Raw genomic sequence first — 20,218 nt, 5'->3', positions numbered from 1 at the left:
TCCTGTTTTATTCGGTTAAAGCCCGCATTTCAGCTGGGCGTTGCAGTTCGTGCAGGTGTTGCAGCCGCCGATTTCCTTGACGGTCCCTTTCCGGCAGACCGGGCAGGTGTTGCCGACTTCGGATCCGATCGTAACGTTCGTCGACCGGAGATCCTGGATCGTATCGACGAGAACGACCGGACGTTTTTCAGCGACCGGCTCTTCGACCGCATCGTCGAAAGAATTCTCTTCCGCTTTCAATGTCAATACTTGTGCATCACGCGAGCCGTCCACATAGACCGTTCCGCCTTTCGCGCCGCCGTTATAGAGGCGCTCGTAGATGCCCTGCACCTGATCGACCGTATAACCGCGCGGCGCGTTGACCGTCTTCGAGATGGATGAATCGATCCAGCGCTGGATGACGCACTGCACATCGGCGTGGGCTTCGGGCTCGAGATCCATCGCTGAGACGAAGTATTCAGGCAGGCTGTCCGCTTCCGCTTCCGGGTTGTGCTTCAGGAACTCCTGGACGATATCGGCTTTCACTTCGATGAACTTGCCGAGACGGCCTGAGCGGTAGTACGTGAACGAGAAGTACGGCTCGAGTCCTGTGGACACCCCGACCATCGTTCCGGTCGAACCGGTCGGCGCGACTGTCAGGAGATGTGAATTGCGGATCCCGTTTTCGAGGACCGCTTCACGGATGTGCGCCGGCATTTTCTGCATGAAGCCGGTTTCCGTGAACGCTTTGCGCAGCGCTTTCGTCTCTTCTTCCGTTTCGCCCTCGAGGAACGGGAAGCTGCCTCGTTCTGTTGCGAGTTTCGCCGATTCCTCGTAAGCCGCGACTGCGATCGTTTCGAAGATTTTGTCGACAAGCTCGTTGCCTTCCGGCGAACCATATTTTTTGCCGGTGTGGATCAGAAGATCGGCAAGACCCATGACGCCGAGTCCGACACGGCGTTCACCAAGCGCCTGGACACGGTTCTCTTCCAGGAAGTAAGGGGTTGCGTCGATGACGTTGTCCTGCATGCGGACGCCGATGCGGACGGTTTCCTTCAGTCCTTCGAAATCCACTTCCTGTGTCTTCATGTCTGCGAACTTGGCCAGGTTGACGGCTGCGAGGTTGCAGACTGAGTATGGTGCAAGGGGCTGTTCACCACACGGGTTCGTCGCTACAACTTTCTGTCCGTACGCTCTCGCATTCGTCTGTTCGTTGGCATTATCGATAAAGAAAATTCCGGGTTCTGCAGAGTAAGTCGCACACACGTTGATCAAGTTCCACAGTTCGCGTGCTTTCATCGTCCGGTAGACGCGCACTTCGTGGCCTTGCCGTTCCCACTCGCGGACGTCGCCCACTTCATGCCATTCTTTATTGTAGACCGCCATCTCCTCAGGCGAGTAGTTTTCGACTGCTGGGAAACGGAGGTCGAAATCGGCATCCGCTTCGACAGCTTCCATGAAGTCTTTCGTGAGCGTCACGGAAATGTTGGCGCCTGTCAGGAACTCCTCGTTATGCACGGAGTACGTCCCGCCATCGCGCAGCTTCGTTTCCGCATCCCGCATGATCGCTTCATTGAAGCCGCCCATGCCCGGAATGCTGCGGTAGTTGAGAAGCCCTGTGTACATCGCTTCTTCCTGCTCGGTCAGCGGTTTGAATTTCAGTTTGTCGTTCGCAAGTTTCTTGATCGTCTCGTCTTCCGTGTTTTCGACGAGGTAGCGCAAGATGCGCGGGTTCTGCATCTTGGAAATGATGAATTCGCAAATGTCAGGATGCCACACCGATACCGTCCTTTTCAGGATATTTCGCTCTGCTCTCAGCAGACGGGTTAGACTATATCATCACCCTCAGCTTGACCTGGGAGGGGCCGGGCACTTCGGGGATCTCTCCCCTACTCTACTTCCGTTCTTCTCAGAACGTTTTCGATAGTCGTTGGACCTTCACCTGAACGGTGCTTGGCTGCGGATTGTCCAATGCCATTAATTTTTGAGCGTTCACGCTCACCGTTTCCAGTCACGTTGTCGCTTAATGGCCTCTAAGGAGTTTCCCGCAATTCACCCGGTTTTCTAGCCGTCCATTGTCTGGACGACGCGGACTAGCATTTTCTTAATCCGCCAGCATGATCATTTGAGCCCCGCGCCGGCTTCCGCCCTGTTCGACGAGGTGCGTCAGTTTCGCGATGTCATCCAGCCATGACACCGACCCGGACGATTTGCCGTTGACGCCGCGCGCCAGTGTATTTCTCGGCCGGAGCGTCGATCCGTTCGTTCCGACACCGCCGCCGCGGCTCATGATTTCCATGACCTGCTTCCTATGTTCTGAAATGCCTTCCCGTGAATCCGCGACAAACGGCATCACGTAGCAATTGAAGTATGTAACATCGGTGTCTGCACCAGCTCCGTAAATGACGCGTCCCGCCGGGATGAACTTCAGGTCGGCCAGCTGCTGATAGAACTTAGTGAACCACTCATCGCGTTTTTCCGGTGTCTTCTCGATCGCAGACAGGCCGGTGGCATTCCGTTTCGCAATCTGCTCGTAGAAAACCTCGAGCGGTTTCTCGATCACGTCGAGCGGCCGGCGGACGACCCCTTTTTCCTGTTCTGCCGGATCATCGATCGCCGAGCGGTAATCCTCTTCGATCCAGACCTCCGCTTTGTTCGCGTCTTTATCGATCGATTTAATGAACCCGAGCCCGCGTGCCGGGAATTTCGGGTCCTCCTTGACTGTCAGAACGACAAAATCCCCTGGTTTCAGCGTCTTCTTTTCGGTATCCTTGAAAGAGTACCGGTCGATCATGACGAGCCGGGATACGCCTTTGTGCACCGTCTTCATATCGTCGGTAATGGCGTGGACTTGCGGAAACTGACGAATGTCCTCGTTGAGCGAAGAAACATCAAGTGTCGGTTTCTGGTTTTGTGAAACTAGAACCATTGACAAATCCTCCTTTTTGATTTATGGGAATAACACAACATGTTGTATTATCTATAGTTCCCACCATACTATATCTTGAAACATCCAGTCAATCCGTTTTTTCTGTTCACAAGGAGGCAAGGGCTTTGGAACCTTGTCCTGACGCCGGAAATCCGCTGAAAAAATTTTTGCGGTTTCACATAGGGAAATCAGACGTTGAAGTGCGGAACGGAAATCTTTTATAATGAATGATGGCAGAAGGTGTTTACCGTGCTTCTGCGCCTGATCTTCAGGCATAAAGAAAGGGGCAGTACGAGTGGAATTTTTGTATGTAATTGCAGGATTTTTATTCATCCTGACAATCGTGATCCTGGTCAACTACTTCCGGACGAAAAACACGGTCACCCCGCTGACACAGGAACAGTTCATTGAAGGCTACCGGAAAGCCCAGCTCATTGATGTCCGTGAATCGAAGGATTTCAATGCCGGCCATATTCTCGGGGCACGTAACATTCCGCAGTCACAGCTCCGTCAGCGCTATAAGGAAATCCGGCCGGATAAACCGGTGTACCTGTACGACCAGAATGGCATCAACAGCCCGCGTGTGGCGATGTTCCTGAAGAAAAAAGGCTATCATGACCTGTACCAGCTCAAGGGCGGGTTCAAAACGTGGACCGGGAAAGTCAGATCGAAATGACAGCAGCGGCTGTACAAAAAGCCCCTCTGAAATTAAAAACAGGGAGAGGATAACCAAGCGGTTATCTCTCCCTGTTTTTTGCAGTCTCTTCAAGGAAGTGCTGCGGCCATTTATCGCTGAATGCCTGCATAACGATCCTTCTCAGGACCGGATCACTTTTCGTTCGTGCGTGTACTCCGGATGGCCTTCTACCGGCAGGAATCCGTTTTTGCGATAAAAGGCGTCAGCATTCGCCGAATCAGTCCGTAACACCAGTTTTTGAAAATCCGTTGACCGACTGACGATGGCATCCAGCAGCAGACTGCCGATTCCGTGCCTTCTGGAATCAGCGGAAACATAAAAACGCCGAAGCCGTCCGATGTTTTCATCTTCTGTAAATGGATCCCGGTTCAGGCCGCCGACCGCTACCAGCCTGCCGTTCGCCTCCCATACACCGAGAAGGATTTCTCCTTTTTCACCGAACCGGTTTCGGCCGCTTTCAAAATCGTCGATCAGCCGTCTGACAAATCGATACCCTTCTGTTTCGCTTTCTGCCGCGAGCTTTTCAATTCCGGTGCCTTCAAGCTGGTGGATCCTTCTGATTTCAGTCATATTTCCGGCCCCCTTTTTACTCAGTTTACGCTGACCTCCCTAAAAAAGAAACTTGCCGGAACAAGTTTCTCTCCAAGCTGCAGAAAGACAGGGGAAAGGGAGTTTATTAGATTAGTGGAATTCAGCCCTCAATTAGTGGAACTCAGCCATCAATTAGTGGAACTCAGCCATCAATTAGTGGAACTCAGCCATCAATTAGTGGAACTCACACCAACATTAGTGGAACCCAGCTCCGACCGACGATTCCGCCACACCTCAAAAAAGAGACACGCCTCTCACGGCGTGCCTCTTCCCCTTATTCCGCTTTCTCCTTCTGATACCGCAGTACCGGCTTGCGTGCGGCCTGCGCTTCATCCAGACGGCTGATGACCGTCGTATGCGGCGCTTCCTGCACAGTCTCCGGGCTGTTCTCTGCTTCTTCCGCAATCTGGATCATCGCGTCACAGAATGCGTCGAGCGTCTCTTTCGATTCGGTTTCCGTCGGTTCGATCATCATGCCTTCCTCCACATTGAGCGGGAAGTAGATCGTCGGCGGGTGGTACCCGAAATCCAGAAGCCGTTTCGCCATATCGAGCGTGCGCACGCCGAGCTTTTTCTGACGGCGGCCGCTCAGCACGAATTCGTGTTTGCAGTGGCGGTCATACGGCAGATCGAAGTATGGCGCAAGGCGCCGCATCATGTAATTCGCATTGAGGACCGCATATTCGGACACGGCCTTCAGCCCGTCCGGCCCCATGGAACGGATGTACGTGTAGGCGCGGACGTTGATGCCGAAGTTCCCGTAGTACGGCTTTACGCGGCCGATCGAGTCCGGGCGGTCGTCATCGAATGTGTAGCCGTCTTCGGTCTTGATCAGAACCGGTTTCGGCAAGTACGGAAGCAGGCTCTTCTTCACGCCGACAGGACCGGATCCCGGACCGCCGCCGCCATGCGGGCCTGTGAAGGTCTTGTGCAAGTTCAAGTGCACGACATCAAAGCCCATATCCCCAGGACGCGCCTTGTTCATGACGGCATTCAAATTGGCGCCGTCGTAATACAGTTTGCCGCCCACTTCATGGATGATGGCCGCCATTTCGAGAATATTCTCTTCGAATAAACCAAGCGTATTCGGATTCGTCAGCATCAGCGCCGCCGTATCCGGACCCACGACACGCTTCAGGTCCTCAAGATCCACAAGCCCGTTTTCATCCGATTTCACTGTGACAGTATCGAAACCGGCAACGGTCGCAGACGCGGGGTTCGTACCGTGCGCGGAATCCGGCACGATCACTTTCGTGCGGCCGAAATCGCCGTTTGCTTCGTGGAACGCGCGGATCATCATGAGACCTGTCCATTCTCCGTGCGCGCCGGCAGCCGGCTGAAGCGTCACTTCGTCCATTCCAGTGATTTCCTTCAGATGTTCCTGCAGGTCGTACATGAGTTCCATTGCACCCTGTACCGTCGATTCATCCTGAAGAGGGTGGATATCAGCGAATCCCGGGAACCGCGCGACGGATTCATTGATTTTCGGATTGTACTTCATCGTGCATGATCCGAGCGGATAAAAGCCGGAATCGACACCGTGGTTCCGGTTCGACAGCGCGGTATAATGGCGCATGATATCCAGTTCCGCCACTTCAGGCAGATCCGGGTCTTCAGCGCGGATCAGGTCAGCCGGAAGAACATCTTCCAAGTCGACTTCCGGCACATCGAGTACCGGCAGGCTGTAGCCGATCCGTCCTTCTTTTGACACTTCGAAAATTAGCGGCTGGTTTTCGTCCTTACGCATGAGCAGCCTCCTTCTCCTGAACAAATGCAGCCAATTCCTGCACGAACAGGTCGATTTCTTCTTTTGTCCGCTGTTCTGTCACAGCCACGAGAACATGTCCTTGCAGCCCGTCATATGTGCGGCCAAGATCGTAGCCGCCGATGATGCCCTGTTCAAGAAGACGGACGTTCAACGCTTTCACTGATTTCCCGAGCTTGACGGTCAATTCATTGAAATGCGCGCCGCCGAATTCGACCGAAAGCCCCGCCCCTTCGAGCTGCTGTTTCATATAGCGGGTCTTCGCGATGTTCTGCACCGCCATTTCCCTGACCCCTTTTTTGCCGAGCGCCGTCATCGCGACAGAAGCGGCAAGGGCATTGAGCGCCTGATTGGAACAGATGTTGGACGTCGCCTTGTCCCGGCGGATGTGCTGCTCACGCGCCTGCAGTGTCAGAACGAAGCCGCGCCGGCCTTCTTCATCGACCGTTTCCCCGACAAGACGCCCCGGCACCTTGCGCATCAGCTTTTTAGAGACCGCGAAATAACCGCAGTGCGGGCCGCCGAACGCTTCGGGAATACCGAATGGCTGGGCATCACCGACTGTGATGTCCGCTCCGAAGTTTCCAGGTGCTTCTAGCGCCCCGAGCGCCAGCGGATTCGCTGAGACGACAAACAATGCACCGCTGTCATGAATGACCGGTTCCAATGCTTTCAAATTCTCGACTTGACCGAAGAAATTCGGATACTGGATCATGACGGCTGCCACGTCCCCGTCCAGAAGTTCCTTCAGCGCGCCCGCATCCGTCACGCCGTCTTTCAGCGGCACTTCCTCCACTTCAATCGACTGCCCGAGGGCGTAAGACCGTACAACTTCGCGAGATTCCGGGTGGACAGCCTGGGAGACAAGGATTTTCTTCCGTTTCGTATGGCCGGCCGCGAGCATACCGGCTTCCGCGAGGGCTGTGCCGCCGTCGTACATGGACGAATTCGCAATTTCCATTCCGGTCAGTTCCGCGATCATCGTCTGGAATTCGAATATCGCCTGCAATTCGCCTTGGGAAATTTCCGGCTGGTATGGCGTATAAGCGGTATAAAATTCCGACCGGGAGATTACATGGTCAACGATGACCGGCTTATAGTGGTCATAGACGCCGGCTCCGAGAAATGAGGCGTAATTCCGGTGATCCGCATTTTTCGCAGCCAGCCGGCTCAATTCTTTCAGGAGCGCCGATTCCGATTTCGCCGGTTTGAGATTGTACTCGCCTTTAAAACGCACTTTTTCAGGGATATCCGAAAACAGTTCCTCGATCGAATCCACGCCGATCGTCTTAAGCATCGCTTCTTTATCTTGTGCCGTCATCGGCAAATAGCGGTGTTCCATCCTGTCAATCTCCTTTACGAATTAGTTGGGCGCTTATAAAACGGCGTTTCCACCGTTACAGCGTTCAGCCGGCGGTTCCGGACTTCCACTTCCACTTCAGTGCCGGGTTCTGTATGTTCTATCCCGATCAGCGCGAGTCCGATGTTCTTTTTCAATGTCGGTGACTGGGTCCCTGAAGTGACATGGCCGATCTCCTTGCCGTCCTTGAACACTTTATAACCGGTTCTCGGAATGCCTTTGTCGATCATTTCAATACCGGTCAGCTTCCGTTCCAGGCCGTTTTCCTTTTGAGCAAGCAGTGCTTCTTTCCCAATAAAATCGGCATCCTTTTTCAGCTTGACCGCAAATCCGATACCGGCTTCCAGCGGAGAAATATCCTTTGTGAGTTCCTGGCCGTACAATGCGAGACAAGCTTCAAAACGGAGAGTGTCCCGGGCACCGAGACCGACAGGCACGACTCCGTCATTCCTGCCTTCCTCAAGGATCGCATCCCAAAGCGCCACGATGTCTTCCGGTGACCCGTAAATCTCGAAACCGTCTTCCCCCGTATAACCGGTACGCGAGACGAGGACCCGTCTGCCGTCCACAGGAACTTCTTCACGGAAACGGAAGAACCGGATTTCCGAAAGGTCGGCATCAGTAAGCCGCTGCAGGACCGTTTCAGCAGCCGGTCCCTGGAATGCCAGCTGTCCGTATTCTTCTGAACGGTCCACAACTTCCGCGCCGTCCTGTGCATGCGCTTTCAGCCAATCAAAATCCTTTTCGATATTCGCGGCATTCACGACGAGAAGATACCGGTCATCCGAGCGTCTGTAGACGAGCAGATCGTCGACTGTGCCGCCATCTTCATAGCAAAGCGCCGTATACTGCGCCTGTCCATCCTTCAGTTTCGACACGTCATTTGTCAGCATGCGCTGGAGATAATCCACACTGCCAGGGCCTTCGACTGTGATTTCACCCATGTGGGACACGTCGAACAGGCCGGCCTTTGTCCGGACAGCTTCATGTTCGTCTTTAATACCAGAAAATTGCACAGGCAGCTCCCAGCCGCCGAAGTCGATCGTTTTCCCGCCGTATTTTTTGTAAGATTCGAAAAGCGGCGTGCGTTTCAGTTCACTCATATTGTGCCATTTCCTCCTTTATGCTGTCGGTTCACAAAAAAGGACAGAGTATCCCCGCTGTACGGGAATTCTCTGTCCTGGAGCCTGAAAGTTTACCGTTCGGCTTTCCTCGTTGGCAGCTGCTGCGCAGCATTCTCCAGAGATGCGTCCTGCGCGAGTCTTTTTGCCTGAGAGATTCATAACAGCGCGCTGCTACTTGCTCCTTCGGCGACGCCGGATGGCGTTCTCTCCTCACACATTCATCCGCCCATTCATTGAAATGGTCCTGACCGTTATGGAAATACTCAATTCTTTGACTATATCCTAACATTCAGTACAGATACGCGCAATCTTTTTTGATGCCGGGCAATAAGCCGAACAATACTTTAGTTCTTCTATTTTTTATTCGCCTTTCAGACGTTCCACTTGAAACGCGACAAACTCGGTAATCTGGCGGAGGGACCGGTGTTCGGTCCGAACGCCGATATGGGCGGCCCGCTTATACAAGGGATACCTCTTGTTGAAGAGCGCTTCGATTTCTTCCCTCGTTGACCGCTGGACGATCGGCCGGTTCGGGTCCCGGTGGATCCGCCGCCAAATATCCCGGAAAGGGGCATCCAGGAACAGAACGAGTCCGGTCTCCCGCATGATTCTCCGGTTGCATTCGTTGATCGCCGTGCCGCCGCCGGTCGAAATGATGCAGTCGGTGCTCTTGAATTCCTTCAAAAATTTAGCTTCCAGTCTGCGGAAATGTTCTTCTCCGTATTTTTCGAAGATTTCCGGGATGGTCATGCCTTCCCTCCGAACAATTTCTTTGTCCATGTCATAAAAAGGAAGCTTTAAAAGGAAGCTCAGCCTCCTCCCGACCGCGCTTTTTCCGCTCCCCATAAATCCGATTAAGTAAATGCGTCTCATCCGACCACCCGCTGCTCTCTTGTTCCTGTGTGACTGTATTAATTTCTGCTTGTTCCAGTAACAGTATCGTAGCACGACGGTACGCATTTTCCAAACTATCATTTGTCCTGTACTGTACGGCTGCCATCGCTGAACTGTGTACAATCAGAGCTGCCGCTGCCAGAAAAAAGACAAGTACTGCCGGATAAACCGCCCCTTTTTCATTGAGAAACCGGCGGAACCGCATAGGTTTCCTCCTTTTGGATACCACTCGTGAATTCGGCGGCAATGGTGATTTTATTCCCTGACAAAGCGAAATTGACCGTCTTCAGGCCGGTGAGCATAATTTCATGGCCTTGGCCCGCCCGCTGTTTCCGGATGACCGGCGAGTAAAGTTCGACGGATAAATCGCCTTTGCTGTCCGTCATGCGGATCCCGCGGCCGTTATTGATCACGGAGACGCCTCCTGAATTTTGAAGATAGCTGCGTAGCTCGTATGTGAATAGCTCCCACTCGGCGTGTTTCGGATTTACGTCTTCCACGAATTCTGAACCGGACCGGAAAAACAGAGCGAACAGAGGGGCGATGGCCAGAAAGATCAGCAATCCGAACAGGGCGCTGATGTATGTCATGCCCCGTTCCTCTCCGAGGATTCCGATTCTCAACTTTCGCATACGGCAACCTGCTTTCCGCTGTAGGACTGATATTCCACGCAGAGCGAGCCGTCGTATTTCCAGCGGTAGGTAACGCCCCCCGACATGCGTTCTCCCCAGGTAACGCCGAAGCGGAGCATCGATGCAGCTTCGTACAGCGTCTCAGCCGCTTCCAGGCGCTCTTTCTTCATTTCGACCGATGATTGGATTTGCTGGTGAAGCGGCAGCAGCGATCCGGACAGCAGCATCACCATGGCGATTGCCGCTATGGATTCCGTGTATGAAAACCCCTGTTCATTCAGAAAGCACCACCCTCCCTTTCCCTAAATGGACGGTCAGGACACGGACACCGCCAGACGAAGAAAAGCGGATCGTACCTGCCGCTTCCACGTTCCCCTGCGGGCTGAAGCGAATGTTTTTCAAATAGCTCGTTTTATCCATCCTGACAGTTGCGGGCATCTGACGGGTGACCAGGACGGTGCTGTAATTTTTCGAAACCGTGTAGGAACCGCCGTCGGTTCCGAAATGAAGCTCGGTCCATTCGCCGTTCCTGTAGCTTTCACCTTGCATGGATAGGATATCGCCGATCAGGAGGTCGAAAAACCGGGTTTCCTCCTGCTTGGCCGCCTGTCCGGCATAAACAGGCACACCAAACGACACAGCCATCAGGATTGTCAGCACGAGCAGGGTCTCGAGCAGCGTAAATCCCCTATTGCACCGCTGGTGCTGCAACAGAACTCACCGTACCGTCGGCCGCGATGGCAATAGCATCCCCGTTCGGGCAGCTTGTTTCGGCGGATTTCAAGTATCCTTCCGTCACCAGGTCGGTGACCGCCGGGATTCTCTTTTCTTCCATACGGAATGCCTCGACCTGTCCTTGCACCATCTGCACGAAAGCACGGCAGCCCTTCTCATCGACCGAAGCGGTCTGCTTTGTGACATTCGGTATCGCGACAGCCAGAAGGACGGAAATGATCAGCAGGACGATCAGCATTTCAATCAGTGTAAATCCCTTTTCGTTTTTTATGGACTTCAAGACAATTCCTCCTCAAATAGTATGGACCAAGTTGTACATCGGAAGCAGGATCGCCATATACGCGCCGATGATACAGGCGGCGATCATCAGGAAAAACAGCGGCTGAATGAATTTCAACAATGTATGGAGCAAATTCTCGATCCGGACGGAAAGCACTTCGCTATAGAGAATCAGTTCCTTGCCGAGGTGCCCGGCAGCTTCCCCATGGGCGGCGAACAGGCTGAAGTCCCCGGTGAACAGCTTCTCCCGGCTCACTGCATCCGACAGCTGGCTGCCCGTCATTATATGGAGCCGGACTTCTTCCGCCAGGCAGCCGACCCACCTGTCATGCTCCTGTGCGGCCAAGTAACGGAGCGCTTCCTGCATCGATATACCGCTGTGGAGAAGCGATCCGAGCTCCCTTGCAAACAGATACGTCCAATACAGCCGGAAGAACCTTCCTGCACCCGGGAGGCGGGCTACTGCAGCTGCCTGCTGTCCGGCTGACCGATTCTTGATTCTGAGTAAAAATACGATGACCGCCGCCGCAGCAGCCAGAAATAGCGCGGCGAATAAGTCAGGCAGCCGCAACAGGAGGCCGGCTGACTGATTTCCCTGTTCTTCCCCGACCGCCGCTGCGAGCTGCTGGAGTTCCGGAATGTAGTGGGTGCGGAACATGGAAAACAGCACGAGCGTGAATGCGAGAAGGGAAAGCGGATACAGGAGAACACCGGTCAGTTTCCGGCGGACGGCTTCCGTCTTCTCGAAATCCGCTGCGATGGTACCGAGTGATTGAGCCAGTTTCCCGTGACGTTCAGCGATCTCGGCCGAAAACAGCACGCTTTTCCGGAAGCCGAGCAGCCGGAGAATATCGGCAGCACTGCCGCCGCCGCTCAGAATCACATGGACGCCAGCGGAAGCCGCCGCCTGATCGGCTGCATGGATCGGCAACAGAAGGGAAAGTGCTTCGGGAAACAAGTACCCCTCATTCATCAATTTCGATAACCGGGTCAGGAAAGCCGACCGGTGACGGAGCCTGCAGCTGTCACGGTCGGATAGCCGGAGCGATAGCACCGATGATCACCCCTTCCCTTTTTTGCCCCTCGAGGGTCTCGTTTTCCGGCAGCCGATATGAGCCCCCTTTCCTGACAGTTTCAATAGCCGTCTCCAGCATGCCGTCGGTCAGGAGTTCGAATAATGCGGCATGCCGGACAGCGCTGCCTCCGCCGAAAAATGCAGGAACCAGTTCCTGGGCGGAAACCGCCACTAGCGTCTGTGCCATATCTTCAAACGGAATGCCTAAATCATGGAGCCGATGGAGGCTGCCGGCCGCGTTTTTCGCATGGATGGTCGAAAAGACGAGATGACCCGTAAGGGCAGCCCTGACTGCAATTTCTGCAGCTTCCGCGTCCCGGATCTCGCCGATCATGATGATGTCCGGATCATGGCGGAGAATCGCCTTCAGACCCGTGGCATAACTTAAACCCGCTTTTTCATTCACTTGGATCTGAAGCATCGTCTCGTTTTTCCGCTCCACCGGATCTTCGAGGGTGATGATGTTCCTGTTCAGCTGTGAGTTGCAGTAATTCAGCAATGAATAAAGAGTGGTGGATTTACCGCATCCAGTCGGTCCTGTCAGCAGGAACAGCCCTTGCCGGGCGGCCGCAAGCTTCTTGAGCCGGCGCGCCGAATCCCGGAATACGGCCAGTTCCTCGATCGGCAAAGCCGTCCGGTCGGAAACGATCCGAATGACAATCGCTTCCCGGGAAAGGATGGAGGGCAGGGTGGATATGCGAAAAAAACACGACAGCCCGCCGACGGTTTCCTGAAAGGAACCGGTCTGCGGTTTCCGTTTTTCGCTCATGTCTAAAAGGGAAAGGTATTTGAAGTAAGCGATCATCCGATCGCCGAGATCAAGGGGGAGGGATAAAACTGTCTGCATTTCGTGCAGCAGCCGGAACTGGACGGTATACTGGCCGATTTCCGGCTTCATGTGAATATCTGTCGCTTCTCTGTCGACCGCCATTTTCAGGAGACCGGCACAGCGCTTTTCGATGATCGCCTGCATACGCACCTCCGGAGGTAGGATGCAAAGACCGCCACTTTGCTCCTCATCAGTATAATTCTGAATACGCTGCTTGGGAATACTTATCGCGAAACCCGCAAATTGAGGGGTGCCGATGCCCCAAAACCTTACTTTTGGTCCGGCGGCATCCCCGATTCACCGGTTTTTCCGCTGAAAACCCCACTTTTTCCCGGTCATTTCCACCGCTTTGTCACAAAAGAAACCGAACTTTTATTTACACTCTTGTTGTCTTTCTTATATAATGGGAATGAGATAATTGTGCTTGTCGTAAAGGAGGGACACCCTATGGATAATATGTTCAAACTAATGGGCTTCTGGACTGGGATCTTCGCTGTCATGTTTTATTTAGGTGATATGCCGGAAGCTTCACTGCTCATGCTCGGAAACACCGGCTTCTTCATTCTTTTCGGGTTCTTGAACCTTTCAGAGCGCATGTATATGTATGTATTCGGAGCTTACCTGACTGTATTCTTTGTTGGATTCACTTATTACTCGACGTTCATCCACATTCCTGGCGGAGGACATTGATCGCGGATCCGGCCGTCAGCCGACAGACTGGGCTGGCGGAATCAGCCTGAATAACACCGAATCAAAAAAGCGGCCGCTGTCGGCCGCTTTTTTGATTTCGCTATACCCTCTTTACTTCTGCCGACTGCCGAATCTGCAAGGTCCGCTTACAGAAACGGATTAGTGCGGCTTTCCGCTCCGGCTGTCGTGACCGGTCCATGGCCGGGATAGAGCGGCATATCCGCCGGCAGTGTGAGCAGCGAGTCACGGATGGACGCAAGCAATGTCCCATGGGAGCCACCCGCCAAATCCGTCCTGCCGATGCTTCCGCGGAACAGCGTGTCCCCGACCACAGCCAGTGCCTCTTCACGGAATACATAAGTGATGCTTCCCGGCGAATGACCGGGTGTATGGAACAGGTCGATCCGGAAAGGGCCGAGCTCCAAGTTCCGTTCGCTGCCGCTGATCAGGAAATCGGCCCCATTCACTTTCAGATCAGGCAGCATCGGGTACTTCCCTGAACCATTCAAGTTCGGTTTCCCGAGCCAGTCCTTTTCGTGTTCGCTCAAGTAAACAGGAACCCCGAACCGTCCCCTGACAGCATCGACTGCACCGATATGATCGAAATGCGCATGCGTCAGAAGGACCGCAAGCGGCACCCGCTTGTTTTCTTCGATCCGGGCGATGATTTTTTCCGCTTCCGCTCCCGGATCGATGATCACACAGCTGCCGTCATGATGGGTCAAGATATAGCAGTTCGTCTGGACGGGGCCGAGCTCGAGTGTTTCGATTGTCTGCAAAATGATCACCTCGGGTCAATTGTAGCACAGCACTGTTCAAGAGAATGACAATAATGCCACTCGACAAAAATCACGGCTTTCTTTACAATAGAAGAGAATGGAACTGCACGAAGCGTACTTGTCGAAGGGAGTGTCATACTTGAATTTACTGATGGTCATTTTCGGACTGGTTGCCATCTTTGCAGCAGTCGGGGTTGTTCAGACGCTAAAGCATAAGCAATTTTTAGGATTCATTTTCAACTTGCTGACGTTTTTGGTCTTCGGTGGTTTTACAGCCGCTACAATCATTTTCCAAGGCTATCCGCCAAGCCTCCACTGATCTACAGGAGCCGGTGCTTTCCGAAGCGCCGGCTTTTTTATGTGCAAAACAAAAAATCCGTCCTTAAAGGCGCTTTCGCACCCTATAAGGACGGATCCAATTCAACTTGCTTATTTTATTCGACCGGCTCAGTCAGCTGGCCCGTCTGTTCATCGTAGAATCGGAGCAGGTCTCCGTTGATGATCGCATCGGAGTAACCCAGTTCTTTGTAAGCCTGATCGATATACGGTTTGCAGCGTTCGCTTTCGGTTTCTTCACCGGTTTCCGCATCATAGCACGTGCTGCCGGCATAGACGACCTCTTCCGTCACAAATCGGCCATCCCGGAAAATGACGAATTCCTCGTGCTCTTCCGAGAACAGATCACCGCCGAACTGAAGATCTTTTTCCGTATCCACGCCAAGAAGGTTCAGGATGGTCGGACGCAGATCGATCTGTCCGCCGATTTCCTCATCGACATGCCCTTCACCGTATCCCGGGATGTGCACGAAGAGCGGCACCTTCTGAAGATTCGCCGATACATAAGGCGTCACTTCTTCACCGAGATATTGGGACATCGCAGCGTTATGGTTTTCTGAAATACCGTAATGGTCCCCGTACATGACGATGATGGAGTCCTCGTACAGCCCCTGCTCTTTCAATTCCTCGAACATGACGCGGATGGACTCATCCAGATAACGTGCTGTCTGGAAGTAGCGGTTCAGGGTCTGGGAGCCCGAATCGTATTCCGATATGAACTTATCCTGTTCATCCAAGTGGAACGGGAAATGGTTGGTGAGCGTCAGCAGGCGTGTGTAGAACGGTTCCGGCATTTCCGTCATCTGTCCGACGGACTGTTCGAAGAACGGGATGTCCTTCATCCCCCAGTTCACCGCTTGGCCTTCCCCGATTTCATAGCTTTCCACGTCATAGAATTTTTCGATGCCCAGCGACTTATACATGATATCGCGGTTCCAGAAGCTCTTGGAGTTGGCATGCTGTACAGCTGTGAAATAGCCGTTCTCCCCCAGCTTTTCCGCCATCGAGTTGTACTGGTTTCCGCTGTGTGTGAAAAACACTGCGCCTCCGCCGAGCGGGTAAAGGGAGTTCTCTGTCAGGAATTCCGCATCCGATGTTTTCCCGAGCCCTGTCTGATGATAGAAATTCGGGAAGTAGATGGTATCCTTATCCTTTGTCAGGCTGTTAAGGAACGGTGTCACCGTCTGGCCGTTCATTTCATTATTGATTACGAACGATTGAAGGGATTCCAGCGAAACGACAATCAGGTTGCGGCCTTCCGCGATCCCCGCCATCTCAGCCGATGGTTCGGGTTCCGTGGAACGGGCGTAGCTGCTCGCTTCCACCAGTTCGGAACCGTTGGCCAACGCCCGCTGCGCCTGGGATTTCGACTGGATATACACATCATATAGATGGTAATTGTACGTTCCGATATTTTTGACGAGCATTTCCCGGTCAAAACTCCGCGTCAGCAGCTGCGGACGTTCCGTTTCAGCAAGTCCCAAGTTCAAAAACAGCACAGCCGCCGTCATTACATAATAAACCCGGCGATACAGCCGGCGCGTCTCCCCTTCTGCAGGACGGACGTTCAAGTAACGGACAGCGAGCACAATGAGAATGACATCTATAAAATAGAAAACATCAGTAAAAAAGATACTTTCTGTCACACTCGTGCCCAAATCGCCGAAATTGCTCGTCTGGAATAGGACCGGCAAGGTGACGAAGTCACTAAAAAAGCGGTAAAACGCGACATTGCCGTACAAAATCAATGCGAGGACCGTACTTACCGCAATGAGGTAGCGGTTGCGTCCCCGTTCGCTTTTAAAGAACAGCGACAGCCCGTAGACCGCCAGCAGGAAGCTGAGCGGATTGATAAACAGGATCAGTTCCTGCATGATATTCTCGATTTTCATGTTGAAGCTTGTTTTGTAAGCTGCATACGTCTTCAGCCAGGTGGCAATGATCGCGACCGCCAGGATCGTGTGCCTTGGCCAAGTTTTTGTTTTCATTTTCGCACATCCTCCGATTACTTAAAAAAAGCGTTTTTAGCATCTTGGCTATAATTTGGACGGATGGGACAGACAAAAGTTTCCGCGAATCAAAAATGCTCTCTCACATTCTGTTCCGTTCGCTCCTGAGTATGAGGAGCGCTGCACTGAATTCTTCAGGGGAAATCAGGCCGGACTTATACAAGTCGCGCAATTCATCTTCCAAAAGATCAATATCTGCAAGTTTTTTGCCAGTATATACGAAAACCCCATACCTTTTCAACAATTGCATCACGTCATATAAGGTTTTCAGCGGAATTCCTCCGTTCTGATCATCCGGCTTTCTGTGATAATCGAACCAACCGGAACATCGTGCGGTTCGTTTGGCATATTTTCCACTATTTGGCGTTCAAATGCAAGCGAATAAGTGCTCCCCGTGAATCCTTCCAAAAAACGGTCATAATAGCCGCCGCCGAAACCGATCCTGAAACCCGCTTCAGAAAACGCGACGCCTGGCACGATCATCAGCTCGATCTCCTCCCGGTCAGCGGGCTCACACAGTTCCGGAACAGGTTCTTTCAATTCCATGTACACAGTCTCAAGCTGGCCGAAATGGCGGATGATATAGAAATCCATCTCTCTCGTGTCGGGCAGACATTTGGGGACTGCCACGCGTTTTCCGAGCCGCCATGCCGCTTCAATAAGCTCCAGCGTATCGATTTCAGGAAAAGCCGAAACCGTGACGGCAAGCAGATCCGAACTTTTGAAGACCGGGTCAGCCAGCAGACGGTCTCTGATTTTCCTCGTTTTAAGGAGCCGCTCCTCAAGTTCCATTTCCTTCAGCGCGCTGAGCATCCGCTTCCGGATCTCTTTTTTCTCCATATCATTTTCCCCCTTCCGGAAAGAAAAAAACCAAAACCTGAATCGGTTTTGGTCAAACAATTACTTCGTTTCGCGGTGAACAGTCATTTTCTGTTCACGTGAGCAATACTTGTTCAATTCAAGGCGCTCAGGATTGTTACGCTTGTTTTTTACAGTGCTGTAATTGCGCTCTCCGCATTCGGTGCACGCAAGTGTAATGTTGACACGCATCTGTATCCCTCCCCAACTATATAGGATCAAGCAAATATAAGCGGTATTTATACGACTTTCCTATTATAGCATAACAAAATGAAAAATCCACTAAGAAATATCGCTTTCGCCGCAGTTTTTCCGCTTTTAAATTCAGCTGAACGATCTTCCCGGCCGCACTGCCGGAAATCCCCGCACCCACCTTCATTCGGCTGCTTCTTCCGGCCGGTAAGGCGGCTTGATCGTCAAGTCATCACCGCCGTCCCGTTCCGCTTTCAGCTTGAAATACGTATCCGCCGCGGCCCGTGCAATTTGGCTGTTCGCCCCGATTACGTATTCTAAATCCGTCGTAATATAAGGAATGACCACTGCGTATGCGATTTCGGGATTCTCATATGGTGCAAATCCGACATGTGTCAATGTCAGGGATTCCTCTTGATAAAAAGGGCTTTCCGGATCGTCATAGTAGATGACTTGCGCTGTTCCGGTCTTTCCGGCAGCCGTATAAGGCGCATCCGCAAAGTAGCGGGCAGCGGTGCCTTGCGGCGACGTGTAGGCCATCCGCATCCCTTCCTTGACCTGCTGGATCTCTTCCTGCGTATTATCGATGCGGTTGAGCACTTCCGGCTGGATCACAGTTTCAATTGGCCCGAGCGTTTCGCCGTCCAGTGAGGGACTTCTGATTTCCTTCACGATGTGCGGCTCCATCCGGTAGCCGCCATTGGCGATCGTCGAAATGTATTGCGCCAGCTGAAGAGGCGTGTACGTATCGAGCTGGCCGATCGCCTGGTACATGATACTGCCGCCCTGCGGATCCGCACTTGCCAAACCATCCGCTTCCCCCGGGAGATCGATTCCTGTTTCGACACCGAGGCCGAACTGGGCGAACGAATTCCTGATCTTCCGGAAATCTTCAGGCTCAATGCGGATTCCGGAATTGTAGACGTACTCTTCCCCGGCGAGCCGGAGCGCGATCTTCGACATATAGACGTTCGAGGACCGGGCAATGGCTTCTTTATCGGTCAGGGGAATGCGGGTGCCCATTTCCTTATTGAAAACGGAGTTCATGACCGGCGTACTCTTCAGTTTCATCGGCTCATCGATGATCACTTCACCGACATCCACAACATCATGGGCATAGCCCGTCAGCAGGGTCGCGCCTTTAACGGCCGATCCCATTTCATACGCAGCCGTGAACGTCCCGAATGCATGGTCATAGACAACCGGCTGGCCGTTGTCACCTTCACCGACACGCTTGCCCACCAAGGACAGCACCTCACCCGTCTTCGGATCCATCATCACGAGGTAGGCGTCTTTCAGCAGTTCCGAATGGGGGCCTTTTTTCAGTTCGATCAGTTTGTCCGTTACGATGGTCTCCAGCTTCTTCTGCAGTTCGCTGTCCAGGCTCAGAACCAGATCCTGTCCGGCTTTCCCTTCTTTTACGGTGATGGTATCGGAAATGCGTCCTTTCGAATCTGTCACTTTTTTCACCACAGTTTTTTGCCCCTGAAGCACACTTTCGTACTGTTCTTCAAGGAAGCTTGTGCCGACCCGGTCATTTCGTGAATAACCGCGCGCAAGGAAATAATCGAGTTTGTTCGCCGGAATCCCTTCTGCCGGAGTGGTCGTGCTGCCGAGGATGGTCAGGTCGGTCATTTTTTTCCGGCGCCAGTCGGTGACCGTGTTGACTCCCGGCAGTTCCGAGAGGCGTTCGGACACGCGGGCGAATTCTTCCTCCGTCAGTCCGTCGCTTTTGATGATTTGCGGAGAAAGCGCGTATCCCGAAGTCATTTCCCGATAAATCGCCAAGACTTCCAGCTGATCTTGAGTCAGCTGCGCGAGGACTTCGTCGGTGAGCTGCTCACGGACCAGACTGTCCAGCTGCTGCTGTTTTTCCTGCTGTGTCCCTCCGCCTTCCAAAATGGCCGTCCGCTGTTCTTCTGTCACAAGTCCTGCGGCTTTTTCCGGATACAATAAAATATAAAAATCCTGTTTATCACGTTTTGTCACACGATCAGCGGGCTGGTCGATAAGCGCCGCCAGTCTGCTGGCCGTTTCCAGCATTTCCTCCCGGTCCGCTGAACGCATCGCGGTATAGGTGATGGCGTTGACCGGGTCGTTGTCCACTAACAGACGCCCTTCGCTGTCGAACATGCGCCCTCGCGGCACGCTCGTGTTGACCGGCACTTCCTCCCGCCGCTCGATCGCCCGGACAAAATCTTCCCCTTTGACGATCTGCAGATAGCCGAGGCGGAAAATGAGCAGCGAAAAAAGGATGAATATGACGAAAAACAGAATGCTCAGCCGGAATGAGGAATTGCTCTTCATCTTCAAATCCGTCTGGGAAGCTCTCCTGCTTTTAGTTGGTTTCATAATTTCAGGATGTCCCCTCTCTACCTTATCTGCCGTGTTAGTATATCATCCGGCGCAAAAAAATACACACACTTTTTCAGACGAAAAAGTGTGTGCAGAAGTTCATTCTGTCA

The 20,218-nt window shown here is 53.0% G+C and carries 21 protein-coding genes, 2 pseudogenes and 1 riboswitch; of the genes and pseudogenes, 3 read left to right on the top strand and 20 right to left on the bottom strand.

The features are described 5' to 3' along the window. Nucleotides 1-15: 15 nt before the first annotated feature. A pseudogene (locus tag CCE92_RS04685) lies at nucleotides 16-1,755 on the bottom strand (vitamin B12-dependent ribonucleotide reductase); the annotation flags it as partial. Between the two features lie 331 nt (nucleotides 1,756-2,086). Further along, nucleotides 2,087-2,908: pseudogene (locus tag CCE92_RS04680) on the bottom strand (ribonucleotide reductase barrel domain-containing protein); the annotation flags it as partial. Nucleotides 2,909-3,203: 295 nt separating this feature from the next. Here CCE92_RS04680 and CCE92_RS04675 point away from each other — a divergent pair. Next, nucleotides 3,204-3,584, top strand: a complete 381-nt coding sequence (locus CCE92_RS04675) for a rhodanese-like domain-containing protein (protein WP_088006365.1) — start codon at nucleotides 3,204-3,206, stop codon at nucleotides 3,582-3,584. Nucleotides 3,585-3,725: 141 nt separating this feature from the next. Here the strand turns inward: CCE92_RS04675 and CCE92_RS04670 are convergent, their stop codons facing one another. The 12 genes from CCE92_RS04670 to comGA form a co-directional block, all read right to left on the bottom strand. Next, nucleotides 3,726-4,175, bottom strand: coding sequence for a GNAT family N-acetyltransferase (locus CCE92_RS04670; protein ID WP_088006364.1), 450 nt, complete (start codon nucleotides 4,173-4,175; stop codon nucleotides 3,726-3,728). A gap of 295 nt (nucleotides 4,176-4,470) precedes the next feature. Then, nucleotides 4,471-5,943 carry an aminomethyl-transferring glycine dehydrogenase subunit GcvPB gene (gene gcvPB / locus CCE92_RS04665; protein ID WP_088006363.1) on the bottom strand — a complete coding sequence of 491 codons (1,473 nt, stop codon included), beginning with the start codon at nucleotides 5,941-5,943 and terminating at the stop codon, nucleotides 4,471-4,473. Further along, entirely contained in the window at nucleotides 5,936-7,303 is a 1,368-nt protein-coding gene (gene gcvPA, locus CCE92_RS04660; protein WP_088006362.1) for an aminomethyl-transferring glycine dehydrogenase subunit GcvPA, read from the bottom strand. The genes gcvPB and gcvPA overlap by 8 nt, the downstream gene beginning before the upstream one ends. Before the next feature lie 14 nt (nucleotides 7,304-7,317). After that, nucleotides 7,318-8,424, bottom strand: a complete 1,107-nt coding sequence (gene gcvT / locus CCE92_RS04655) for a glycine cleavage system aminomethyltransferase GcvT (protein WP_088006361.1) — start codon at nucleotides 8,422-8,424, stop codon at nucleotides 7,318-7,320. 145 nt (nucleotides 8,425-8,569) lie between these two features. After that, nucleotides 8,570-8,667: riboswitch (glycine riboswitch) on the bottom strand. A gap of 138 nt (nucleotides 8,668-8,805) precedes the next feature. After that, entirely contained in the window at nucleotides 8,806-9,318 is a 513-nt protein-coding gene (locus tag CCE92_RS04650) for a shikimate kinase (RefSeq protein ID WP_088006360.1), read from the bottom strand. Beyond that, nucleotides 9,227-9,544 carry a hypothetical protein gene (locus CCE92_RS15930; protein WP_162287810.1) on the bottom strand — a complete coding sequence of 106 codons (318 nt, stop codon included), beginning with the start codon at nucleotides 9,542-9,544 and terminating at the stop codon, nucleotides 9,227-9,229. The genes CCE92_RS04650 and CCE92_RS15930 overlap by 92 nt, the downstream gene beginning before the upstream one ends. Then, a complete protein-coding gene (gene comGF, locus CCE92_RS04645; protein WP_088006359.1) occupies nucleotides 9,519-9,971 on the bottom strand; it encodes a competence type IV pilus minor pilin ComGF in 453 nt (150 codons plus the stop codon). The genes CCE92_RS15930 and comGF overlap by 26 nt, the downstream gene beginning before the upstream one ends. Then, entirely contained in the window at nucleotides 9,959-10,204 is a 246-nt protein-coding gene (locus tag CCE92_RS04640; protein ID WP_088006358.1) for a hypothetical protein, read from the bottom strand. Before CCE92_RS04640 ends, comGF begins: the two co-directional genes overlap by 13 nt. A 40-nt stretch (nucleotides 10,205-10,244) precedes the next feature. Continuing rightward, nucleotides 10,245-10,682: a GspH/FimT family protein gene (locus CCE92_RS04635; RefSeq protein WP_162287811.1), complete on the bottom strand. Its 438-nt coding sequence runs from the start codon at nucleotides 10,680-10,682 to the stop codon at nucleotides 10,245-10,247. Next, nucleotides 10,660-10,986 (bottom strand): competence type IV pilus major pilin ComGC, encoded by a 327-nt coding sequence (gene comGC, locus CCE92_RS04630; RefSeq protein WP_088006356.1) that lies wholly within the window; start codon nucleotides 10,984-10,986, stop codon nucleotides 10,660-10,662. The genes CCE92_RS04635 and comGC overlap by 23 nt, the downstream gene beginning before the upstream one ends. A 12-nt stretch (nucleotides 10,987-10,998) precedes the next feature. After that, entirely contained in the window at nucleotides 10,999-12,039 is a 1,041-nt protein-coding gene (gene comGB / locus CCE92_RS04625; protein WP_088006355.1) for a competence type IV pilus assembly protein ComGB, read from the bottom strand. After that, nucleotides 12,011-13,033, bottom strand: a complete 1,023-nt coding sequence (gene comGA / locus CCE92_RS04620; protein ID WP_088006354.1) for a competence type IV pilus ATPase ComGA — start codon at nucleotides 13,031-13,033, stop codon at nucleotides 12,011-12,013. Before comGA ends, comGB begins: the two co-directional genes overlap by 29 nt. 303 nt (nucleotides 13,034-13,336) lie before the next feature. Between comGA and CCE92_RS04615 the strand changes: the two genes are divergently transcribed. Further along, nucleotides 13,337-13,579 (top strand): DUF2626 domain-containing protein, encoded by a 243-nt coding sequence (locus CCE92_RS04615; RefSeq protein WP_088006353.1) that lies wholly within the window; start codon nucleotides 13,337-13,339, stop codon nucleotides 13,577-13,579. Nucleotides 13,580-13,725: 146 nt separating this feature from the next. On the opposite strand, the gene CCE92_RS04610 is transcribed toward CCE92_RS04615, so the two are convergent. Then, complete coding sequence (locus CCE92_RS04610; protein ID WP_088006352.1) at nucleotides 13,726-14,358, bottom strand: MBL fold metallo-hydrolase; 633 nt, start codon at nucleotides 14,356-14,358, stop codon at nucleotides 13,726-13,728. Between the two features lie 139 nt (nucleotides 14,359-14,497). On the opposite strand from CCE92_RS04610, the gene CCE92_RS04605 reads away from it, so the two are divergent. Continuing rightward, nucleotides 14,498-14,677, top strand: a complete 180-nt coding sequence (locus tag CCE92_RS04605) for a DUF2759 domain-containing protein (RefSeq protein WP_175578066.1) — start codon at nucleotides 14,498-14,500, stop codon at nucleotides 14,675-14,677. A 115-nt stretch (nucleotides 14,678-14,792) separates the two neighbouring features. Here CCE92_RS04605 and CCE92_RS04600 read toward each other — a convergent pair whose 3' ends face one another. From CCE92_RS04600 to CCE92_RS04580, 5 genes are all read right to left on the bottom strand, one after another. After that, entirely contained in the window at nucleotides 14,793-16,682 is a 1,890-nt protein-coding gene (locus CCE92_RS04600; RefSeq protein ID WP_088006351.1) for an LTA synthase family protein, read from the bottom strand. Between the two features lie 103 nt (nucleotides 16,683-16,785). After that, nucleotides 16,786-16,953, bottom strand: a complete 168-nt coding sequence (locus CCE92_RS04595; RefSeq protein ID WP_338152458.1) for a YqgQ family protein — start codon at nucleotides 16,951-16,953, stop codon at nucleotides 16,786-16,788. Nucleotides 16,954-16,970: 17 nt separating this feature from the next. Then, complete coding sequence (locus CCE92_RS04590) at nucleotides 16,971-17,543, bottom strand: 5-formyltetrahydrofolate cyclo-ligase (RefSeq protein ID WP_088006349.1); 573 nt, start codon at nucleotides 17,541-17,543, stop codon at nucleotides 16,971-16,973. A 60-nt stretch (nucleotides 17,544-17,603) separates the two neighbouring features. Next, nucleotides 17,604-17,753: a 50S ribosomal protein L33 gene (rpmG, locus tag CCE92_RS04585; RefSeq protein ID WP_088006348.1), complete on the bottom strand. Its 150-nt coding sequence runs from the start codon at nucleotides 17,751-17,753 to the stop codon at nucleotides 17,604-17,606. Nucleotides 17,754-17,936: 183 nt separating this feature from the next. Then, on the bottom strand, nucleotides 17,937-20,105 hold the full coding sequence (locus CCE92_RS04580; RefSeq protein ID WP_088006347.1) for a peptidoglycan D,D-transpeptidase FtsI family protein: 2,169 nt from the start codon (nucleotides 20,103-20,105) through the stop codon (nucleotides 17,937-17,939). Nucleotides 20,106-20,218: the final 113 nt, after the last annotated feature.

This window comes from Indiicoccus explosivorum, assembly GCF_002167005.1.
Taxonomy (GTDB): Bacteria; Bacillota; Bacilli; order Bacillales_A; family Planococcaceae; genus Indiicoccus; species Indiicoccus explosivorum.
This window is presented reverse-complemented; position numbering and strand designations above follow the sequence as displayed.